The following is an 18802-nucleotide window of genomic DNA, read 5'->3' as shown; positions in this document are numbered from 1 at the left end:
CGGGTCCGGATGGTCGTCGTGCGCCCCGCGGGGCGGGTGCCCGCGCGGAGGCGGACCGCGACGCCGTGCGTCAGTGCGTGATGGGCGCGGGCAGCTCGCCCTGCAACGGTACGGCCGCGCCGTCGACAGCCGGGGAGGACGCGCTCGCGCCGGGCTGGAGAGCCGGGACGAGGGCGTTGGGCACGAGCGGCGCGGAGGCGGTGCCCGCGACTTCGCTCGACGCGGCGGAGGAGGGGTCGCCCAGCACGGCGCCGTCCGAGAGGCGGAGGTAGACCGGCGCGGTGTTGGCGACCATGCCCAGGCCCTGTGCGGCGGTGGCGAGGTTCTGCGGCGAGCTCAGCGTGTCGACGGCGTCCTGCTTCTCCGCGTTGCTGCGGGTGAGCGACTTCTGCTCGGTCTGCAGTGCCGAGATCTGGTAGGCCCCCTGCGAGAGGCCGACGCTCACCAGGAGCTGGACGACGATGATCGCGAAGAGGCCGGCGACGGCGACGATCCCGTAGACGAGCTTCGGGCGCGACTGCGCCTGACCGGCCGGGACGGCCTCGATGCGGGGGCGGGGCGCCTCCTCCTCGGGGCGTGCTCGGCGGGCGGTGTCGATGACGGCGGGGTCGATGACGGCGGTGGCGCTCATGCGGTGCTCCTGATCCTCTCGGCCGCGCGCAGACGCACGGGTGTCGCTCGGGGGTTGCGGGCCTTCTCGTCGTCGGAGGCGAGCTCGGCTCCGCGGATGACGAGTCGGAACTCGGGTCGGTGCTCCGGCAGCTCCATCGGGAGGCCGGCCGGGGCGGTGGAGGAGGACGCGGCCTGGAGCGCGCGCTTGACGATCCGGTCCTCGAGCGACTGGTACGCCTCGACGACGATCCGCCCGCCCTCGTTGATCCGGCCCAGGGCGGCGGGGATCGCCCGCTCGAGGACGGACAGCTCCTGGTTGACCTCGATCCGCAGCGCCTGGAAGACGCGCTTGGCGGGGTGGCCGTTCCGCTGGATCGCGACCGGGGTCGCCGCCTGGATGATCTCGACGAGACGGCCGGAGCGCTCCAGTGGAGCCTCGCGGCGGGCCTCCACGATCTTCTTGGCGTAGCGCGCGGCGAGGCGCTCCTCGCCGTACTCGTGGAAGATGCGGCGCAGGGCGGTCTCGTCGTAGTCGGCGAGGATGCTCGCCGCCGTGAGCGGGGCGGTCGAGTCCATCCGCATGTCCAGCGGCGCGTCCTTGGAGTAGGAGAAGCCGCGCTCGGTCTCGTCGAGCTGGAGCGAGGAGACGCCGAGGTCGAAGAGCGCACCGTCGATCGTGTCGATGCCCAGCTCGTCGAGCACGTCGGGCAGCTCGTCGTAGACGGCGTGCACGAGGTCGATCCGGGAGGCGTGGGCGGAGAGCCGCTCCCCCGCGAGCTGCAGCGCCTCGGGGTCGCGGTCCAGGCCCACGAGGTGCAGGCCGGGGAAGCGCTCGAGCAGCGCGAGCGAGTGCCCGCCCATACCGAGCGTCGCGTCGACGACGACCGCCCCGTCGCGCTCCAGCGCCGGAGCGAGGAGCTCGACGCAGCGCTCGAGCAGCACCGGGAGGTGCCGCTCCTCGGTCGGGCGCGGAGCGTCCTTCGGAGTGTTCTCTGCCATGGCGGTCCCGCCGTTCCCGTTCCTGTCGTCCGATCCCCATCCACCTCGCGTCCGGACACCGGGGAAGGTGCGTCCGGGCGCCGAGTGGCTGGGAGTCGCGCGACAGGACCTAGAACAGGCCGGGGATCACCTCCTCCTGGGTGTCGGAGAACACGGACTCCTGCTCCTGCAGGTAGGTCTCCCAGGCGCCCTGCGCCCAGATCTCGGCGCGGTTGCCCGCTCCGATGACGGTGAGGTCGCGGTCGAGGCCGGCGTAGGCGCGCAGCGGAGCCGGGAGGGTCACGCGGTTCTGCTTGTCCGGCGTCTCGGCGCTCGCGCCCGAGAGGAACACCCGGAGGAAGTCCCGCGCCTGCTTGCTGGTCACCGGCGCCTGCCGGATCTTCTCGTGCATCACCTCGAACTCGGCCTGGCTGAACACGTACAGGCACCGCTCCTGGCCGCGCGTGACGACGACTCCGGAGGAGAGCTCGTCGCGGAACTTGGCGGGGAGGATCACGCGGCCCTTCTCGTCGAGCTTGGGGGAATAGGTGCCGAGGAACACGGACTGCCCCCCACTTCTTCCGGCCAAGGATGGTGTGTCCTCCACAGTACTCCACTTCCCCCCACTCACAACCCCGGCGCGGCGCGGGGCGCGCCGGAGAGGCCCCGGTCATCCGCGTGTTTCCGCGGAATCGCGACAGTGGGGCGAAGTGGAGGGGGAGTGCCGCGGGAGGGAGGCCGCGGGCACGAAAAAAGGGCCGATCCGTGAGGATCGACCCTGTGGTGGAACGGAGGGGAGGCTAGCCGCGCCCGTCTCCGCGGTTGTCCCACCTGTCGTTCAGTCGGTCCATGAAGCCGGACCCCTGGCGGTTGCCCGAGCGGGGCTTCGACGGACGGCCGACGTCGGGCAGGCCGGGCTCGGAGGAGCCGCCGGCGGCCGGGCGCATGGCCACGATCACGCCGCCGAGCATGAAGGCGAACCCGAGGATGCCGACGAGGGGCTGGCGCACGACCACTCCCGCGACGAGCACGGCGAGACCGAGGATGCCGAGGAGGATGCCGAGCACGAGGGCCCGGTAGTTGGTGCCGCCGCGTCCCTTGCCGACCGCCGCCACGAAATCGGCGTCGTTCTGGTAGAGGTTCCGCTCCATCTCATCGAGGAGCCGTTGCTCGTGTTCCGAAAGCGGCATCGTGACCCCTTCAGGGTGCGGCGTCGACCCTTTCGGGGATCGGCACCGGAATAGGCGGCGTCTGGGCTCGACCGGTCGGGCGGCGCTTCAGTGTAGACCGAGCCCGACGCAGGCACCAGGCACCTTCGGTGCATAGGCTGGTCGGGTGAACCACAGCTCTCGACTGGTCGATCGCGTCCAGCTCCGAATCGATGAATTCCTCACCGGGCGCACGCCAATTCTGCGCTCCATAGGAGAGGACGTCTCCGCCCTCGGCGACCTTTCGCGGGACTTTCTCAGCGGGGGCAAGCGGTTCCGCGCGCGCTTCTGCGAGGCGGGCTGGAACGCGGTGTCGAGCACCTCGAGCGAGGCCCATCCGAGCGGCTCCGATCCGATCGCGAGGGTGGGCGCCGGGCTGGAGCTGTTCCACGCCGCCGCCCTTGTCCACGACGACGTGATCGACAACTCCGACACCCGCCGGGGCGCTCCCGCGGCCCACCGGCGCTTCTCCTCCTTCCACGCCGACGGCGGCTGGACCGGCGACCGCGACGAGTTCGGCCGCTCCTCCGCGATCCTCCTCGGCGACCTCCTCCTGGTCTGGTCGGACGAGATCTTCGCCGCGGCGGAGTGGTCGCTCGGGGATCGAGTCGCGGCCGAGCGCGCGCGCGCGGAGTTCAACCTGATGCGCACCGAGGTCACGCTGGGCCAGTACCTCGACATCCTCGAGGAGAGCGCGTGGGTGCAGCACCCCGAGCACGAGCACCTGCAGCGGGCGGAGCGGGTGGTGGTCTACAAGAGCGCGAAGTACAGCATCGAGGCGCCGCTGGTGATCGGCGGCTCCCTCGCCGGCGGCGACGACGCTCAGCTGGACGCCCTGCGCCGCTTCGGGCTCCCGGTCGGGATCGCCTTCCAGCTGCGCGACGACGTCCTCGGAGTCTTCGGCGACCCGGCAGTGACGGGCAAGCCGGCCGGCGACGATCTGCGGGAGGGCAAGCGCACCGTGCTGCTCGGCCTCGCCCGCGGCGCGTGCTCGCCGGGCGAGCGGGCCGAGCTCGACGCGGTCGTGGGCCGGAGCGACGCCGACGCGGCGTCCATCGCGCGGGCGCAGGAGATCATCGCGGGCAGCGGCGCCCTCGAGCGGCTCGAGGAGCGCATCGACCAGGAGGTGGCCGCGGCGATCGCGGTCCTCCCCGACGCGCCGCTCCGCACGGAGGGCGTGGCGGAGCTGCGCGAGCTGGCCGCCCAGGTCACGGTCCGCACCTCCTAGGAGCGGACCGGCGGTATCAGGCCAGGGCCTGGGCGACCCGCCGGACCTCGGCCTTGCGGCCGGCGCGGAGGGCGACGATCGGGCTCGTGCCCAGGCTCTCCTCGACCGTCAGCATCCAGTCGACCGCCTCGTCGTCGGTGAAGCCGGAGTCGGCGAGCAGGATCGCGGTGCCGCGGATCTCGCTCATCGGCTCCCCGTCGCGGAGGAAGAGGGCGGGGACCTTCAGCACGCCGTCGCGGCGGGTGCCGAGCAGGTGGCGCTCCTCGAGGAGGCGGCGGACCCGGCCGGCGCCGAGCCCGGTCAGCTCCACGAGGTCGGGGACGGTCAGCCACTCGAGCTCGGAATCGGTCGAGGTGGCGGGGGAAGTGGACGAGTCGGTCACGCGTCAAGACTGCCACGAGCCCGGAGGGCCGCCAACTGCGGGCGCCCCGGAGAAGGAGTCGGGCCCGTCCTGCGCCGCCCGGGCGTCGCTCACCGGTTCCCCCGGGGGTCTTGCCTAGACTCGTCGCGTGACCACCAGCCAGCTCGACCCTCTCCTCGGCCGTCTCGTCGACGGCCGGTACGAGGTGCGCTCGAGGATCGCCCGCGGCGGCATGGCGACGGTCTACCTCGCGCACGATCAGCGCCTCGAGCGCCGCGTGGCGATGAAGGTCATGCACGGCCACCTCTCCGACGACGCGACGTTCAAGAACCGCTTCGTCCAGGAGGCGCGCTCCGCCGCCCGTCTCGCCCACCCGAACGTGGTCAGCGTCTTCGACCAGGGCCAGGACTCGGACATGGCCTACCTGGTGATGGAGTACCTCCCCGGGATCACCCTGCGCGACCTGCTCAAGGAGCGCGGCCGGCTGACCGCCCAGCAGGTCGTCGACATCATGCACTCCGTGCTCTCGGGTCTCGCCGCCGCGCACCGCGCCGGGATCCTCCACCGCGACCTCAAGCCCGAGAACGTGCTCCTCGCCGACGACGGCCGGATCAAGATCGGCGACTTCGGCCTCGCGCGCGCCGCCTCCGCCAACACCGCCTCCGGTCAGGCCCTCCTCGGCACGATCGCCTACCTCTCCCCCGAGCTGGTCACGCGGGGCACCGCCGACACCCGCAGCGACATCTACGCCATCGGGATCATGATCTACGAGATGCTCACCGGAGAGCAGCCCTTCACGGGCGAGCAGCCGATGCAGATCGCGTACCAGCACGCGAACGACTCCGTCCCGTACCCCAGCGCGACGGTCGCCTCCGTCCCCACCTCGCTCGACGAGCTCGTCCTCTGGGCGACCGAGCGCGACCCGGACATGCGGCCCCGCGACGCCGGTGTCATGCTCGCGCAGCTGCTCGAGGCCGAGCGGCTCATGGGCATCACACCGAGCGACCGCCGCGGCGACACGCAGGCGGTCACCCCGCTCCCGGCGCCCGTCGCCGATCCGGCGCCCGCGACGGCCGTCTTCGATACGGCGGAGCCCGGGCAGACCTCGGTCTTCGACCCGGCGCCGGCCCCCGGAGCGGTGCTCGTGGTCGACGAGGACGACGACACCGTCGCCCGGCTCGCGAGCAGGCGCCGCGTCCGACGGCGCCGCGGCGTCCTGCTCACGGTGGTCGTCCTCCTCCTGGCGCTCATCGGCGGCGGGACGGCCTGGTGGTTCGGCGAGGGACCCGGCGCGATCGTGTCGATCCCGGACGTCGTCAGCCAGTCGCAGCAGGACGCGACGGCCCAGCTGCAGGCGCAGGGCTTCGAGGTGCAGCCGCAGGAGACGCCCGACCTCACCGTGCCCGCGGGGACGGTGGTGAGCTCCGATCCGCCCGGCGGGCAGGGGGTGCACAAGGGCTCCGTCATCACGCTGACCGTCTCGAGCGGGCCGCGCCAGCTGCCGGTCCCGTCGCTCGCCGGCCTCTCGGAGGCCGACGCTGCCGCCGCGGTGACGGGCGGCTCCTTCACCGTCGGCGACGTCTCGAAGATCTTCGACGCCGACGTCGACGCGGGTGTGGTCGTCTCCGCCTCGCTGCCTGACGGATCGGCGCTGCCCGAGACGATGTCCGAGACCAGCACCATCGCGATGGTGGTGAGTCTCGGACCGATCCCGAACGTCGTCGGTCTCTCGATCGACGACGCGACGGCGAAGGCGGAGGCGGCCGGTCTCGCCCTCGACCGCAGCGGCGAGGACTGGAGCGACACCGTGGCCGCGGGCGTCGTCCTCACGCAGGCGAACCCGGAGGCGCCCGCCGTGACCGGCGACACCGTCTCGGTCGTCGTGTCGAAGGGGCCCGAGCCCGTCGCCGTGCCGAACGTCGTGGGGATGAACCGCGACGAGGCGAAGGCGGCCCTCGAGGCGGCGGACCTGTCGTGGAGCTACTCCCTGACGACGCTCGGCCCGCTGATCGACGCGGCGCCGAACGAGCTGACCAAGGTCACGAACCAGTCCAACAAGGCCGGCGATCTCGTGCAGCGCGGCACGACGATCCAGCTGTCGATCACCATCACGACCTGACGCCGCCGGTCGAGCCCCTCGACGGGGACTCGACCGGCGGTCGGGGCCGGATCAGATCGCGCGGCCCCGGAGCTCCTCCGCCACGAGGAACGCGAGCTCGAGCGACTGCATGTGGTTGAGGCGCGGGTCGCAGACCGACTCGTACCGGGTGGCGAGCGTCGCCTCGTCGATGTGCTCCGAGCCGCCGAGGCACTCGGTGACGTCGTCGCCCGTGAGCTCGACGTGGATGCCGCCGGGGTGCGTCCCCGCAGCGCGGTGCGCCTCGAAGAAGCCCTTGACCTCATCGACCACGTCGTCGAAGCGACGGGTCTTGTAGCCGGTCGGCGTCGTCAGCCCGTTGCCGTGCATCGGATCGGTCACCCACAGCGGCAGGGCGTCGCTCCGCTTGACGGCCTCGAGCAGCGGCGGGAGGGCGTCGCGGATCCTCCCGGCACCCATGCGGGTGATGAAGGTGAGGCGACCGGGCTCCCGCTCGGGGTCGAGCTTGTCGATCAGCTCGAGCATCGTCTCGGGCGTGGTCGACGGGCCGAGCTTCACGCCGATCGGGTTGCGCACCCGCGACAGGAAGTCGACGTGCGCGCCGTCGAGCTCGCGGGTGCGCTCGCCGATCCAGATGAAGTGGCTGGAGGTGTTGTACGGCGTGCCGGTCCGCGAGTCGATGCGCGTCATGGGGCGCTCGTAGTCCATCAGCAGGCCCTCGTGGCCGGTGTAGAACTCGGTGCGCTTCATGCCCTCGAAGTCGGCCCCGCACGCCACCATGAACTTGACCGCGCGGTCGATCTCGCGGGCCAGCTGCTCGTAGCGCTGGTTCTGCGGGTTCTCGGTGAAGCCCTTGTTCCAGTAGTGGACGAGGCGCAGGTCGGCGAATCCGCCCTGCGTGAAGGCGCGGATGAGGTTCAGCGTCGAGGCGGCGGTGTGGTAGCCCTGCACGATGCGGCGCGGGTCCGCGGCGCGCGACTCCGGGGTGAAGTCGTAGCCGTTGACGATGTCGCCGCGGTAGGCGGGCAGGGTCACGTCGCCGCGGGTCTCGAGGTCGCTCGAGCGCGGCTTCGCGAACTGGCCGGCCATCCGGCCCATCTTGATGACGGGCATGCTCGCGCCGTAGGTGAGGACGACGGCCATCTGCAGCACGGTCTTGACGCGGTTGCGGATCTGCTCCGCGGTCGCTCCGGCGAAGGTCTCGGCGCAGTCGCCGCCCTGCAGGAGGAACGCCTCGCCGCGGGCCGCGGCTCCGAGACGCTCGCGCAGCTGGTCCACCTCGCCGGCGAACACCAGCGGAGGGAGCGCGGCCACCTCGGCGGACGCCGCTCGCACGGCCTCCGCATCGGGCCACTGCGGCTGCTGCTTGATCTCGAGCTCGCGCCAATAGTCCAGGCCGGCGACCACGGAGGGGGCGGCGAGGACGTACGGTTCGTTCGGATCGATGACCACGAGGGTGTTCCCGGTTCTGACGGGCGCCAGCGGCGCGCGGAGGGCCGCCGTCCGGACGGACGGCAGCGGTTGACGAGCTTATCGCCTGGCAGGGCGCTCGGCCGGGAGGGGGCCCCGGCGTCGAGCGCGCGCTCAGCGGATGAGGGCCGCGCGCTTCTCCTTGACCGAGGTCGCGTAGACGTCGAGGTACTCCTGGCCGCTCAGGGCGAGGAGCTCGTACATGATCTCGTCGGTGATCGAGCGGAGGATGAACCGGTCGCCCTCCATGCCCTCGAAGCGGCTGAAGTCGAGCGGCTCCCCGAAGACGATGCCGATGCGGCCCAGCTTCGGCAGGCGCTTGCCGATGGGCATGATGCGCGCGGTGTCGATCATGGCGACCGGGATGACGGGCACGCGGGCCTCGAGGACCATGCGGGCGACTCCGGTGCGGCCGCGGTACATGCGGCCGTCGGGGCTGCGCGTGCCCTCGGGATAGATGCCCAGCGCGTGGCCGCCCGCGAGGACGCGGAGTCCCGTGTTGAGCGAGGCCTCCGACGCCTTGCCGCCGGAGCGGTCGATGGGCAGCATCCCCGTGGCGGTGAAGAACGTCCGCGTCGCCCAGCCCTTGAGGCCCTTGCCGGTGAAGTAGTCGCTCTTGGCGAGGAAGACCATGTTCCGCTCGATCACCAGCGGGAGGATCACGGAGTCGATGAAGGAGAGGTGGTTGCTCGCGAGGATCACGCCGCCGTTCTGCGGCACCTTGTCGGCACCGACCACCCACGGCCGGAAGATCGTCTTCAGGAGCGGGCCCGCGACGATGTGCTTCATGAACCAGTAGAACATCGGGCTCCTCGGCGGTGCGGCGGATCGGGTGCGGCGGGTGCCGCTAGAGGGAGCTCGCGTGCAGGCGCGCCAGGTCGGCGGCCCCCACGACTCCGGCGTCGTTGACGAGCTCCGCGATGCGGAACTCGGGCTCGGGGTGGTAGCCCCGGGCGGGGAGGTTGTCGAGGTAGGCCTGGCGGATGGCATCCAGCAGGAGGTCGCCCGCCTGCGCCACTCCGCCGCCGATGACGAACATCTGCGGGTCGAGGACGGCGCTCAGGCTGGCCGCCGCCTCGCCCAGCCAGTGGCCGAGCTGTCGCAGCGCCGCGAGGGCGCCGAGGTCGCCGGCGGTGATCAGCTCGGAGATGAGGTGGCCGTTCAGCTCGCCGCCGTTGCGGGCGCGGGCGTCGGCGATGCCCTGGCCGATCCCGCCCGCGTCGGCCAGCTCGCCGGCGAAGCGCTGGAGCGCGCGGCCCGAGCCGTACTGCTCGATGCAGCCGCGGGCGCCGCAGCCGCAGGGCAGGCCTCCGGGGACGACGCGCATGTGCCCGATCTCGGCCGCTGCGCCGAAGCCGCCGCGCAGGAGCCGGTCGTTGATGACGATCGCGCCACCCACTCCGGTTCCGATGGTGAGCATCAGCATGTCGCTGACGAGGCGGCCCGAGCCGTAGCGGAACTCGGCCCAGCCGGCGGCGTTCGCATCGTTCTCGATGATGATCGGCAGGTCGATGCGGGCCGAGAGCTTCTCGCGGAAGGGCTCGTTGCGCCAGTTGATGTTCGGGGCGTAGTAGACGATCGACTGCGAGGCGTCGATGAAGCCGGCGGCGGCGACTCCGACCGCGGAGACGTCTCCCGGGAGCAGGCCGGAGCGCAGATGCTCGACCATCTCGACCACGACGTCGACGATCAGCTCGGGGTGCCCGGCGGGAGTGGGCCGACGGTCCTCGCGGAGGATCCCCCCGAACTCGTCGACCAGGGCTCCGGCGATCTTCGTGCCGCCGATGTCGATCCCGATCGCGTGCACGCGAACCGCCTTCCCGTCGCCACCGGCGCGGCAGCGTCGGCGGGCCGCCCTGAGCGGCGGCCAGGACGAGTGTAGTGACCGCGAGCGCTCCGATGCGGCTCAGCGGCGAGACCCGGCGACGCGTGTCGGCCCTCCTCGCGGAGCCACCCCTGGATCGTTACCCTGAACGGATCCACAGCTTGCGCCGCGCCGGTAGGGTGGAGACGACGTTCATTCAGGTACCGAAGGAGTTGCCGTGGACCAGTTCGATTCCCCCCTGGTGGTTCCGGCCGATCCCCAGGCCAACACGACCGCCCTCCTGCTGGACCGCGTCCGCGAGACGCCCGATCGCCCGCTCTTCGCGCTGCCCGACGGCGACGGCTGGCGCGATGTGACGGCGCAGGAGTTCCTCGACCAGGTCACGGCCCTCGCGAAGGGCTTCGTCGCCGCCGGCCTCGAGCCGGGCGAGAAGGTCGGGCTGATCTGCAAGACGCGCTACGAGTGGACGCTGATCGACTTCGCCGTCTGGTTCGCCGGCGGGGTCCTCGTCCCGGTGTACGAGACCTCCTCCCCCGCGCAGGTGCAGTGGAACCTCGCCGACTCCGGCGCGCACGCCGTGATCGTCGAGACCCCCGAGCACTTCGCCCGCTTCGACGAGATCCGCGCCGACCTTCCCGAGGTCCGACTCGCCTGGCAGATCGGGCTGGGCGATCTGGACAAGCTCGTCGCGCGCGGCGGCGACGTGCCGGACGCCGAGATCGAGCGCCGCCGCTCGATGGCGACCGGCACCGACATCGCGACGATCATCTACACCTCCGGCTCCACCGGCCGCCCCAAGGGCTGCATCATCCGGCATTCGAACTTCGTCGAGCTCAGCCGCAACTCGGCGGTCGCCCTGACGGAACTGATCCACCAGCCCGGCGCGTCGACGCTGCTGTTCATCACCACGGCGCACGTGTTCGCCCGCTTCATCGCGATCCTCTGCGTGCACGGCGGGGTGAAGGTGGGGCACCAGGCCGACACCAGGCAGCTGCTCCCCTCGCTCGCGTCCTTCAAGCCGACGTTCCTCCTGGCCGTGCCGCGCGTGTTCGAGAAGGTCTACAACTCCGCCGAGCAGAAGGCCGAGGCCGGGGGGAAGGGGAAGATCTTCCGCCGCGCGGCCGACGTCGCCGTCGCCCACTCGATGGCGCTCGAGGCGGGCTCGGTGCCGCTCGCTCTGAAGCTGCAGTTCCTCCTCTTCGACCGGCTCGTCTACTCGAAGCTGCGCACCGCCATGGGCGGGAACGTCCGCTTCGCCGTGTCCGGCTCGGCGCCGCTGGGAGACCGGCTCGGGCACTTCTTCCACAGCCTCGGCATCAAGATCCTCGAGGGCTACGGCCTCACGGAGACGACGGCGCCCGCCACCGTCAACCGCACCGAGCGGTTCAAGATCGGCTCGGTGGGCCCGGCGATGCCCGGGGTCTCGATCCGGATCGCGGGCGACGGCGAGATCCAGGTGCGCGGCATCGACGTCTTCGGCGGCTACTGGAACAACGAGGCTGCGACGGCCGAGTCGTTCGACGGCGAGTGGTTCCGCACGGGCGACCTCGGAACTCTGGACGAGGACGGGTACCTGCGCGTCACCGGGCGGAAGAAGGAGATCATCGTCACCGCCGGCGGCAAGAACGTCGCTCCGGCGGCGCTGGAGGATCCGATCCGCGCGAACCCGCTGGTCGGCCAGGTCGTCGTCGTCGGCGATCAGCGCCCGTTCATCGCTGCTCTGGTCACGCTCGACTCCGAGATGCTGCCGACGTGGCTCGCGAACAACGGGCAGGACAAGGGCCTCTCACTCGAGGACGCGGCCGTGAACCCGGTCGTTCTGGCCGAGGTGCAGCGGGCCGTCGATGCGGCGAACGAGCGCGTGTCCCGCGCCGAGTCGATCCGGAAGTTCGTGATCCTCCCGACCGAGTTCACGGAGGCGAGCGGTCACCTGACTCCGAAGATGAGCATCAAGCGCAACGTCATCCTCGCCGACTTCGCCGACACCATCGCCGCCGTCTACTCCGCCGCCCCCGCCACCGAGGGCATCTCCCTCCGCTGACCCCGCGCTCTCCCCGCGTCACCAGCAGGCCGTCCCGATCGCAGCCGCCTCCGGGACAGCGCGCCCAGCTCTATCCCGTTGGCGGAACGCCCGACGCTCTCCTCGACGCGCCCCTGTCGCGGTGCCGACCGCGCCGGGCCGGGCAGGGACCGGCTCCCCCTCAACACAGCCGTATCCGGGAAAGCGCGTACAAGTGCTTTCCCGTCGGCGGAACGCACGACGCTCCACGGAACGCGCCCACCTCGAAAGGCCGACCGCGCGGAGCCGGGCAAGGACCGGCTCCCCAAAACACAGCCGTATCCGGTGAAGCGCGTGCCAGCGCTTCACCGTCGGCGGAACGCACGGCGCTCCACGGAACGCGCCCACCTCGAAAGGCCGACCGCGCGGAGCCGGGCAAGGACCGGCTCCCCACCAACACAGCCGGATCCGGAAAAGCGCGTCCCAGCGCTTTCCCGTCGGCGGAACGCCCGACGCTCCACGGAACGCACCCACCTCGAGCGGCCGACTGCGTGGAGCCGGGCAAGGACCGGCTCCCCCTCAACACAGCCGTATTCGGTGAAGCGCGTGCCAGCGCTTCACCGTCGGCGGAACGCACGACGCTCCACGGAACGCACCCACCTCGAGCGGCCGACTGCGTGGAGCCGGGCAAGGACCGGCTCCCCACCAACACAGCCGTATCCGGTGAAGCGCGTGCCAGCGCTTCACCGTCGGCGGAACGCACGACGCTCCACGGAACGCCCCCACCTCGCTGAGCCGACCGCGCCGGGCCGGGCAGGGACCGGCCCGGCAATCGAACTCAGAACCAGTCGGATTCCCGGACGGCCTTCATGGCGGCGCGGCGGTCGTCCTGGGAGAGGCGGTCGAGGTAGAGGCGTCCGTCGAGGTGGTCGCATTCGTGCTGGAGGGCCTGGGCCATGAGGCCGTCGCCTTCGAGGACGATCTCGTTGCCGTCGAGGTCGGTGCCGCGGACCTTCGCGTGCGGGTAGCGGATCGCGGGGTACCAGAGGTTCGGGACGGAGAGGCAGCCCTCGTCGACCGGTCGCGGGTCTCCGCTGAGCTCGATGATCTCGGGGTTGAGGATGTACCCGATGACGCCGTCGACGTTGTAGCTGAAGGCGCGGAGGTTGACGCCGATCTGGGGGGCTGCGACGCCGGCGCGTCCGGGCGGTCGGACGCTGTCGACGAGGTCCTCGACGAGGCCGCGGACGCCGGCGTCGACCGTCTCGATGGTCGTGGACGGGGTCTTCAGCACCGGGTCCCCGAAGATGCGGATCTGGCGTTCGGTCATGTGGTGCGCTCCCTCAGGGCCTCCTCCGCGCTCAGGAGGGCGTTCTCGACGACTTCGCTCGCTGCGGGGTGCGGCCAGTACTGGCTGCGGGCGAGTCCGCGGATGCCGGTGCCGGCGCTGGCGGCCTGGACGAGCGGCTGAATGAGGATACTGGCCTGCGGCCCGATGATGTGCGCGCCGAGGAGGGCGCCGTCGAGTCCGACGACCAGGAGGCAGGCGCTGGAGTCGTCCTCGAGCGCCCAGCCGAAGGCTGTGGAGCCGTACTCCTGGGTGACGGTGACGACGTCCAGGCCCTGGTCCCGCGCTTCGGCCGCGGTGAGCCCGAAGTGGGCGATCTGCGGGTGGGCGAAGATCGCGCCGGGCACCGGCGAGAGGATGTTGGAGAGCAGCTCGCCCGGGTGCAGGAGGTTGTGCGCCACGAGGCGCGCCTCGTGATTGGCGACGTGCTTGAGCTGCCAGCGGGACGACACGTCGCCGAGGGCGAAGAGGCCGGGCACGGGGCGTCCGCCGGAGAGGACGCGCTGCTCGGTGTCGACGCTGATCCGGCCGTCCTCGTGCAGATCGATCCCGACGGAGGCTGCGGCGACCGTGTCGCTGTTGGGGTCGCGGCCGAGCGCGACGAGCAGCAGGTCGGTCTCGACCGTCGTGCCGTCGCTGAGGGCGACGCGGAGCCCGTCAGGGCGGGCGTCGACGCTCTCGGCGCTCACTCCGGTGAGCACCGTGTACCGCTCGGCGGCGATCCCGGTGAACCGGCGCGAGACGTCCTCGTCGAGGGCGCGGAGGAGGCGGTCGCCGCGGACGGCGACGGTCACGGCCGTGCCGAAGGAGGAGAAGACGTGGGCGAACTCGACGGCCACGGCGCCGCCGCCGAGGATCAGCATCCGCTCGGGGAGCTCGTCGAGCCGCATGACCGAGGAGGAGTCCTGGATGCGGGGGTCCGGCTCGTACGCGGCGAGGAGCGGCCTGGGCCGCGAGCCGGCGGCCACGACCACCTGCGGAGCACTGATGCGGGCACCGCTGGCGCTGACGAGGACGTGCGGGCGGTCGCCGTCTCCGAGCGACTCGAAGCCGAAGCTCTCGCGGAGGACGGTCACGTTCGGGGAGCGCTGATCGCGGTACTCGAAACCGCCCTCGCTGATTGCGTCGATCCGGCCGAACACACGGTCGCGCACCTCGGCCCACTCGGGGCGGCGGAGGCGGGAGTGGACGCCGATCGGGCCGCCCTGGTCGACGTCGGTGACCACGTCGGCGACGTGGACGAACATCTTGGTCGGGATGCAGCCGGCGTTGAGGCAGGTGCCGCCGAACCACTCCCCGTCGTCGAGGATCGCGACCCGCAGGCCGTCGAACTCCGGACCGACGATCGAGTTGCCGGAGCCGGCGCCGATGACGATCAGGTCGAAGGCGTCGGTGGACGCGTCGGGCCCGTCGGTGCGGTCCTGGTGCGCGGCGGACGCCGCCCCGGAGCCCCGCGGCTCAGACACGTCGGACCGGCATGCCCTCGACCACGAGCGCGGCGAGCAGGCGTGCGGCGTCCTTCGTGCCCTCGCGCAGCTGCTCCCACTTCACCACGGAGCCGGCGGCGAGCACCGGGTCGTAGGGGATGCGGACGATGTCGCGGACGCGGGAGCGGAAGTGCGACTCGATCTCCTCCAGCTTCACCAGGCTCGTGCCCTGCGTCGCCGTGTTGAGCGCGACGACCGCGTTGCGCACCAGGGCGCCGTAGCCGTTCGCGTCCAGCCAGGTGAGGGTCTCGGAGGCCAGGCGGGCCTCGTCGACGCTGCCGCCCGAGACGATCACGACTGTGTCGGCGCGCTGCAGCGTGGGCCGCATCACCGAGTGCACGATGCCCGTGCCGCAGTCGGTGAGCATGATCGAGTAGAAGCGCTCGACCAGATCGGCGACCACGTTGTAGTCGTCCTCGTCGAAGGCCTCGGAGAGCTGCGGGTCGGTGTCGGAGGCGAGGACGTCGAGGCGGGTCTCGTCGCGGGAGACCATCGTCGAGAACTCGGTGAATCCGGTCACGCCGGCCGCGCGGTTCACGACATCGCGGACGGTCGCCCGCGTCTGCTTGGGGACGCGCTCGGCCAGGGTACCGCGGTCGGGGTTCGCGTCGACCGCGATGATGCGGTCCTCGCGCGCATCGGCGAGGGCCATGCCCAGGAGCGTCGTGACCGTCGTCTTGCCGACGCCGCCCTTGCGGGTCATGACCGGGACGAAGCGGGTGCCGCCCTCGAACTGCCGGCCGATCCGCTCGTCCATCGCCTTCCACGCCTTCACCTTCGCGGAGTCGCCGAGGTTGACCGTCTGGAAGGTCAGGCCGTAGAGGAAGCGGTGCCAGCCGCCCGTGGGAGCGGGGCGGGTCTTGCGGTTGACCTCCAGGAGCCTGTCCGGGGTGAGCATCGACGCCGACTCGGGGACGGCGGCGCTCGGCGCGGACGGGGCGGGAGCGGCGCTCGAGGACTCGGCGCGGAGGCGGTCGCGGCGCGTGGGGACGGCGGCGGGCTCCCCCGCGGACTCGGACGCCGCGGGCTTCTCGGCGGACTCCGCTCGGACGGGGATCCCCGCCGAGACCGGTCCGTTCGCGCCGGACGGGTGCGCGGGAGCCTGTGCGGGGGTAGGAGCAGGACTCGGCTCCGGGGGCACGAGAGCGTGCGAGCGCGAGGGCGGCAGGCCGAGGCGGCCGACGTCGATCGCGTCCTCGTCCTGGACCGGAGCGGGGGCGGTGGAGCGGCGTCGCGGGCCGGGCGGGGTGATCCGCACGCCGTCGGGCAGGAGGGTCGGAGCGGTGTCGCTCGCTCGCGGGGAGTACTGACCCGATTCCCGAGCCGCGTCCATGGCGGTCCGCGGCGTGGGACCGGTGCCGGTGTCGGGCTGTTCGTCGTTGCGCTCATCCATGCGAACGAGCCTCCTTCCGCTCAGGACGAGTGTACCGGCGGGCCCGGATCGCGCCGGGCGGCTTGGTCGGAGCGCGCTCCGACTGCTAGTGCGGCCCGCTTCCGGAGGCGGCGCGGACGGCGCGTGCAGCGAACGGTTAGGTTCTGCCGCCCGGAGGAACGTAAAGTAGTCAGCCATGCATGTACTCAGCGTGAGCTCCCTCAAGGGCGGCGTCGGCAAGACCACGGTGACGCTCGGCCTTGCATCCGCGGCGTTCTCGAAGGGCCTGCGAACGCTGGTCGTCGACCTCGATCCCCAGTCCGACGTGTCGACCGGAATGGACATCAACGTCGCCGGCCACCTCAACATCGCCGACGTCCTGACGTCGCCGAAGGAGAAGATCGTCCGGTCGGCGATCGCCCCCTCCGGCTGGACCAAGGAGCACCACGGCACGATCGACGTGCTGATCGGCAGCCCCTCCGCGATCAACTTCGACGGGCCGCACCCCAGCATCCGCGACATCTGGAAGCTCGAGGAGGCCCTCGCGAGCGTCGAGGCCGACTACGACCTCGTGCTGATCGACTGCGCCCCCTCGCTCAACGCCCTGACCCGCACGGCGTGGGCCGCGAGCGACCGCGTCGCCGTCGTCACGGAGCCGGGCCTGTTCTCGGTGGCCGCCGCCGACCGGGCGCTCCGGGCGATCGAGGAGATCCGCCGCGGACTCAGCCCGCGCCTCCAGCCGTTGGGCATCATCGTGAACCGCGCCCGCGTCCAGTCGCTGGAGCACCAGTTCCGGATCAAGGAGCTGCGCGACATGTTCGGGCCGCTCGTCCTCAGCCCGCAGCTCCCGGAGCGCACCTCTCTCCAGCAGGCGCAGGGCGCGGCGAAGCCCGTGCATGTCTGGCCCGGGGAGAGCGCTCAGGAGATGGCGCACAACTTCGACCTGCTGCTCGACCGCGTGATCCGCACCGGTCGCATCGGCGAGCAGGTCCCCGCCGCGACCTAGGGCCGGCGGGTCCGCCGGACTTCTCCGGCTCGAGGTCTCGGGACGTGGGCGATGCTCGGTGCCCGAGGAGTGCCAGGGACGGCGCCGGCGGACGCTCGGCGTCGGAGTTCAGCACGGACTCTCGATGCGCGGGCGGAGCCCATCGTCGGATCCGCAGGGCGGGACACGGACGGAGCCCGTCATCGGACCAGCAGGGTGAGCGGGCGTGATCGGCGGGGAGCTCGCGTCCGGCGGACGGTTCACGCGCGCGGGGCCCGCCACTCGACCAGCACGGTGAGACTCGGGTGGCGCCCGTTGCTCGCACAGCACGGCTGCAGGCGGGTCCGCTCCTTACCAGTTGAGCGCGCGGAGGAGACCCGGGAGTCCCCGGAGCAGCGGCCGACCCGGAGCAGCGGCCGACCCGCGAGGGGTGGGCGGTCAGCCGACGCGGCGGGAGGCGCGGCGCTGGGCGAGCTCGTCGCCCGGGTCGACCGACTGGTGGTCGAGCTCGACGAGGCTCGACTCGACCTCGCGGAGGACCTTGCCGACGGCGATGCCGAAGACGCCCTGGCCGCGGCTGAGCAGGTCGATGACCTCGTCGTTCGAGGTGCAGAGGTAGACGCTCGCGCCGTCGCTCATCAGGGTCGTCTGCGCGAGGTCGTCGACCCCGGACTCGCGGAGCTGGTTGACCGCCGTGCGGATCTGCTGGAGCGAGATCCCGGTGTCGAGCAGGCGCTTGACCAGCTTCAGCACGAGGATGTCGCGGAAGCCGTAGAGGCGCTGCGTGCCGGAGCCGGACGCGCCGCGCACGGTGGGCTCGACGAGCTCGGTCCGCGCCCAGTAGTCGAGCTGCCGGTAGGTGATCCCCGCGGCGCGCGCCGCGACGGCCCCGCGGTAGCCCGCGTCGGCGTCGAGCTCGGGCAGTCCGTCGGTGAACAGGACGAGGTCGCGCTGGCCGCTGACGTCGCGGCTGACTTCTCTCATCCCTGTGCCTCTCGGATCCGGACGCCGGATCCTCCGAACGCGCTCCCTACCGTACCGACCGGCGCAGGCCGAGTAAACGACATCGGCCTCGGCGCCGCGGCGTGTCGCACGGGCCGCCCGACGGCCGGCGGCGCGGCCCTCACGAGCGGGCGATCCGCGAGAGGGCGCTGCGCACCATCGCCCCGCGGATCGTGCCCAGCTGGGTCGCGAGCCCCACCGCGTTCTCGGCAGCGCCGGCGGAGCCGGACGCCTCTCCGCGGCGGGCGCTGGAGGCGACGACGCTCTCGATGAGCGACATCTCGCGCTCGACGGCGACGCGGAGCGGTCGGAGATGGCGGGGCTCGATACCGGATCGGCCGAGGTCGACGAGCGCCTTGAGCGTCGTCACGGCCTCGTCCCCGAACACGTCGCCGCCCCGCACGAGCCCGGCGGCGATGGCCTCCTGGACGAGAGCGGGCGTGGCACCGGACTCGGCCGCGAGGCCCTCGCGGGTCAAGCGCGTGGCGGGGCCGAGGAGCGAGGCGCTCGGACCCCCGACACCGGCCGGCAGGGCGGGCTCGCGTCCGGCGTCGATGTCGTCGAGGTATCCGCGGATGACCTTGAGGGGGAGGTAGTGGTCGCGCTGCAGAGCGAGGATCATCCGGAGCCGCTCGACGTCGGAGCCCGAGAACTTGCGGTAGCCGGAGTCGGTGCGGGCCGGCGAGACGAGCCCCTGCTCCTCGAGGAAGCGCAGCTTGGACGGGGTGACGTCCGGGAACTCAGTGGTCAGCCTGGCCAGCACCTGCCCGATGCTCAGCAGAGCGGCGGATCCGGTGGGGAGGGCGCGCGCGGAGGAGCGGCCCACGGC

The 18802-nt window shown here is 72.0% G+C and carries 17 protein-coding genes; 4 read left to right on the top strand and 13 right to left on the bottom strand.

What is annotated here, in order from left to right; all coding sequences use genetic code 11:
- Positions 1-70: 70 nt before the first annotated feature.
- From C5D66_RS08385 to C5D66_RS08370, 4 genes are all read right to left on the bottom strand, one after another.
- Positions 71-631: a hypothetical protein gene (locus C5D66_RS08385; RefSeq protein ID WP_104222588.1), complete on the bottom strand. Its 561-nt coding sequence runs from the start codon at positions 629-631 to the stop codon at positions 71-73.
- Complete coding sequence (gene rsmH / locus C5D66_RS08380; RefSeq protein WP_104255491.1) at positions 628-1611, bottom strand: 16S rRNA (cytosine(1402)-N(4))-methyltransferase RsmH; 984 nt, start codon at positions 1609-1611, stop codon at positions 628-630. The genes C5D66_RS08385 and rsmH overlap by 4 nt, the downstream gene beginning before the upstream one ends.
- A 109-nt stretch (positions 1612-1720) precedes the next feature.
- Positions 1721-2152, bottom strand: coding sequence for a division/cell wall cluster transcriptional repressor MraZ (mraZ, locus tag C5D66_RS08375; RefSeq protein WP_104222586.1), 432 nt, complete (start codon positions 2150-2152; stop codon positions 1721-1723).
- A 238-nt stretch (positions 2153-2390) separates the two neighbouring features.
- The gene (locus C5D66_RS08370; RefSeq protein ID WP_104233350.1) at positions 2391-2780 is read right to left on the bottom strand and encodes a DUF3040 domain-containing protein; all 390 of its coding nucleotides are present in this window, start codon (positions 2778-2780) and stop codon (positions 2391-2393) included.
- A gap of 145 nt (positions 2781-2925) precedes the next feature.
- Between C5D66_RS08370 and C5D66_RS08365 the strand changes: the two genes are divergently transcribed.
- On the top strand, positions 2926-4026 hold the full coding sequence (locus C5D66_RS08365; RefSeq protein ID WP_104222584.1) for a polyprenyl synthetase family protein: 1101 nt from the start codon (positions 2926-2928) through the stop codon (positions 4024-4026).
- Between the two features lie 16 nt (positions 4027-4042).
- Here the strand turns inward: C5D66_RS08365 and C5D66_RS08360 are convergent, their stop codons facing one another.
- Positions 4043-4408, bottom strand: coding sequence for an Rv2175c family DNA-binding protein (locus C5D66_RS08360; RefSeq protein WP_104255490.1), 366 nt, complete (start codon positions 4406-4408; stop codon positions 4043-4045).
- Positions 4409-4535: 127 nt separating this feature from the next.
- Here C5D66_RS08360 and pknB point away from each other — a divergent pair, with 127 nt between their 5' ends.
- A complete protein-coding gene (gene pknB, locus C5D66_RS08355) occupies positions 4536-6506 on the top strand; it encodes a Stk1 family PASTA domain-containing Ser/Thr kinase (protein ID WP_104222582.1) in 1971 nt (656 codons plus the stop codon).
- 51 nt (positions 6507-6557) lie between these two features.
- Here pknB and C5D66_RS08350 read toward each other — a convergent pair whose 3' ends face one another.
- The 3 genes from C5D66_RS08350 to C5D66_RS08340 form a co-directional block, all read right to left on the bottom strand.
- Positions 6558-7892 carry a class II 3-deoxy-7-phosphoheptulonate synthase gene (locus C5D66_RS08350; protein WP_104222617.1) on the bottom strand — a complete coding sequence of 445 codons (1335 nt, stop codon included), beginning with the start codon at positions 7890-7892 and terminating at the stop codon, positions 6558-6560.
- 177 nt (positions 7893-8069) lie between these two features.
- The gene (locus C5D66_RS08345) at positions 8070-8759 is read right to left on the bottom strand and encodes a 1-acyl-sn-glycerol-3-phosphate acyltransferase (RefSeq protein WP_104255489.1); all 690 of its coding nucleotides are present in this window, start codon (positions 8757-8759) and stop codon (positions 8070-8072) included.
- 43 nt (positions 8760-8802) lie between these two features.
- On the bottom strand, positions 8803-9762 hold the full coding sequence (locus tag C5D66_RS08340; protein ID WP_104274102.1) for an ROK family glucokinase: 960 nt from the start codon (positions 9760-9762) through the stop codon (positions 8803-8805).
- 235 nt (positions 9763-9997) lie between these two features.
- On the opposite strand from C5D66_RS08340, the gene C5D66_RS08335 reads away from it, so the two are divergent.
- The gene (locus tag C5D66_RS08335) at positions 9998-11821 is read left to right on the top strand and encodes a long-chain fatty acid--CoA ligase (RefSeq protein WP_104274101.1); all 1824 of its coding nucleotides are present in this window, start codon (positions 9998-10000) and stop codon (positions 11819-11821) included.
- Between the two features lie 796 nt (positions 11822-12617).
- On the opposite strand, the gene def is transcribed toward C5D66_RS08335, so the two are convergent.
- Genes def through C5D66_RS08320 form a run of 3 tightly spaced genes read right to left on the bottom strand, consistent with a single transcriptional unit; the run spans position 12618 to position 16007 of the window.
- Positions 12618-13109: a peptide deformylase gene (gene def, locus C5D66_RS08330; protein WP_104225378.1), complete on the bottom strand. Its 492-nt coding sequence runs from the start codon at positions 13107-13109 to the stop codon at positions 12618-12620.
- A complete protein-coding gene (locus C5D66_RS08325) occupies positions 13106-14593 on the bottom strand; it encodes a mycothione reductase (RefSeq protein ID WP_104274100.1) in 1488 nt (495 codons plus the stop codon). Before C5D66_RS08325 ends, def begins: the two co-directional genes overlap by 4 nt.
- Positions 14586-16007, bottom strand: a complete 1422-nt coding sequence (locus C5D66_RS08320; RefSeq protein WP_258063939.1) for a MinD/ParA family protein — start codon at positions 16005-16007, stop codon at positions 14586-14588. The genes C5D66_RS08325 and C5D66_RS08320 overlap by 8 nt, the downstream gene beginning before the upstream one ends.
- A 175-nt stretch (positions 16008-16182) precedes the next feature.
- On the opposite strand from C5D66_RS08320, the gene C5D66_RS08315 reads away from it, so the two are divergent.
- Positions 16183-16992 (top strand): ParA family protein, encoded by an 810-nt coding sequence (locus tag C5D66_RS08315; protein WP_104222576.1) that lies wholly within the window; start codon positions 16183-16185, stop codon positions 16990-16992.
- A 417-nt stretch (positions 16993-17409) separates the two neighbouring features.
- Here the strand turns inward: C5D66_RS08315 and C5D66_RS08310 are convergent, their stop codons facing one another.
- On the bottom strand, positions 17410-17955 hold the full coding sequence (locus tag C5D66_RS08310) for a MerR family transcriptional regulator (protein WP_104222575.1): 546 nt from the start codon (positions 17953-17955) through the stop codon (positions 17410-17412).
- 139 nt (positions 17956-18094) lie between these two features.
- Positions 18095-18799 (bottom strand): MerR family transcriptional regulator, encoded by a 705-nt coding sequence (locus tag C5D66_RS08305; RefSeq protein WP_104225380.1) that lies wholly within the window; start codon positions 18797-18799, stop codon positions 18095-18097.
- Positions 18800-18802: the final 3 nt, after the last annotated feature.

The sequence above is a fragment of the Rathayibacter sp. AY1B4 genome (assembly GCF_002932815.1).
In the GTDB taxonomy this organism is placed as follows: domain Bacteria; phylum Actinomycetota; class Actinomycetes; order Actinomycetales; family Microbacteriaceae; genus Rathayibacter.
Note: the sequence above shows the minus strand (reverse complement) of the source record. Positions and strands in the feature narration are given on the sequence as shown.

Bases quoted from the DNA above. Each gene is read 5' to 3' on its own strand.
- C5D66_RS08385 (WP_104222588.1), bottom strand. From the start codon at position 631: ATGAGCGCCACCGCCGTCATCGACCCCGCCGTCATCGACACCGCCCGC.
- rsmH (WP_104255491.1), bottom strand. From the start codon at position 1,611: ATGGCAGAGAACACTCCGAAGGACGCTCCGCGCCCGACCGAGGAGCGG.
- C5D66_RS08370 (WP_104233350.1), bottom strand. From the start codon at position 2,780: ATGCCGCTTTCGGAACACGAGCAACGGCTCCTCGATGAGATGGAGCGG.
- C5D66_RS08345 (WP_104255489.1), bottom strand. From the start codon at position 8,759: ATGTTCTACTGGTTCATGAAGCACATCGTCGCGGGCCCGCTCCTGAAG.
- def (WP_104225378.1), bottom strand. From the start codon at position 13,109: ATGACCGAACGCCAGATCCGCATCTTCGGGGACCCGGTGCTGAAGACC.
- C5D66_RS08320 (WP_258063939.1), bottom strand. From the start codon at position 16,007: ATGGATGAGCGCAACGACGAACAGCCCGACACCGGCACCGGTCCCACG.
- C5D66_RS08315 (WP_104222576.1), top strand. From the start codon at position 16,183: ATGCATGTACTCAGCGTGAGCTCCCTCAAGGGCGGCGTCGGCAAGACC.
- C5D66_RS08310 (WP_104222575.1), bottom strand. From the start codon at position 17,955: ATGAGAGAAGTCAGCCGCGACGTCAGCGGCCAGCGCGACCTCGTCCTG.